Source organism: Ketobacter sp. MCCC 1A13808 (assembly GCF_009746715.1).
Classification (GTDB): domain Bacteria; phylum Pseudomonadota; class Gammaproteobacteria; order Pseudomonadales; family Ketobacteraceae; genus Ketobacter.
This window is the reverse complement of the sequence record NZ_VRKW01000061.1, coordinates 1-1,314: the sequence shown is the minus strand read 5'-3', so window position 1 is coordinate 1,314 and position 1,314 is coordinate 1. Positions and strand designations below refer to the sequence as shown.

Annotated in this window: 1 protein-coding gene; it reads left to right on the top strand. The window is 50.6% G+C overall.

Annotation, left to right across the window (positions count from 1 at the left end):
* Nucleotides 1-1,314 (top strand): cardiolipin synthase (gene cls, locus FT643_RS23010; protein WP_156873737.1); only part of this gene is annotated, 1,314 nt, incomplete at both ends.

Sequence of the window (1,314 nt, the reverse complement as noted above, 5' to 3'; positions counted from 1 at the left end):
GTCCTGGTTGTTGTTGCTTACATTGCTGCCTTATGTCGGGGTGGTGCTTTATCTGTTGTTCGGAGAGCGTTATCTGGGGATTCGTTACCGGCAACGTATGGCGTTATTGCTGGATTCATCCCACCGCCTGCGCCTGGGTGGACGGGAGCTGCATTTTGACGATTGGGAGGGGCATCACCCCATGTGCCGGTCGTTATCAAATTATGAGATGAACAGCTCCGGTATTCCAGCATTGGGAGGCAACGCCATTGAACTGCTGGAAAGCGCCTCGCTCACCATCCGCTCCATCGTAAAAGACATTGATCAAGCGCAACTCTATTGCCATTTGGAATTTTATATATGGCAGGCAGGTGGTTTAACCCAGGGGGTGCTTGATGCTTTAATCAGGGCCCACCAGCGCGGTGTCGTGTGCCGGGTGATGCTGGATGCGGTCGGCAGCCAACTTTTTTTCAAAACCGGCTATTACGAAAAACTGGTGCAAAACGGGATCAAGGTAATTAAAGCCTGCCCGATCGGTATTCCTCCCTGGCGCCTTGCCCGATACGATCTGCGGAATCATCGCAAAAGCATCATTATTGATGGCCGGGTTGCCTACACCGGCAGTTTTAATTTGATTGACCCTGCCAGCTTCAAGCAGGATCACGGTGTTGGGCAGTGGATTGATGTGATGGCGCGCATGGAAGGCCCGGCGGTCAATTTGGTGGATGCCGTGTTTCGCTGGTATTGGAATATTGAAACCAGCGACGAGCTGGAAATATTCCCCCGCGCGATTCATCCGGCAAGCGATAAGGCCATTATTCAGGTGGTGCCTTCCGGTCCGGACGCAGACAGTGAAAGCATTCTTAGCGCGCTGCTACAGGCTATCTACTCCGCTTCCACCAGTATAAAAATTGTGACGCCGTATTTTGTGCCGGACATCTCATTGGTGCAGGCGTTGAAGATCGCCGCGAAGCGCGGTGTTCAAGTGGACGTAATCCTGCCACGCAAAGTCGATTCGTTTCTGGTGCGTTATGCCAGTCGATCCTATTTTCAGGAACTGTTGGACGTGGGAATCCATATTCACCTTTACGATAACGGGCTATTGCATTCAAAGTGTGTGGTAGTGGATTCGGAAGTCGGCTTTTTCGGCACCGTTAATATGGATTCGCGCAGTCTGTGGCTGAACTTTGAAATGACGTTAATTGTCTACAGTCGTACAGAGGCTGCTGAATTAGTTGATATGATTCAGCGTTATCAGAATGATACGGAAATTCTGCAAAAAGATAAGTGGAAAAGCCGGCCCACGCGCTACCGCTTTTTTGAAAATCTGATCCA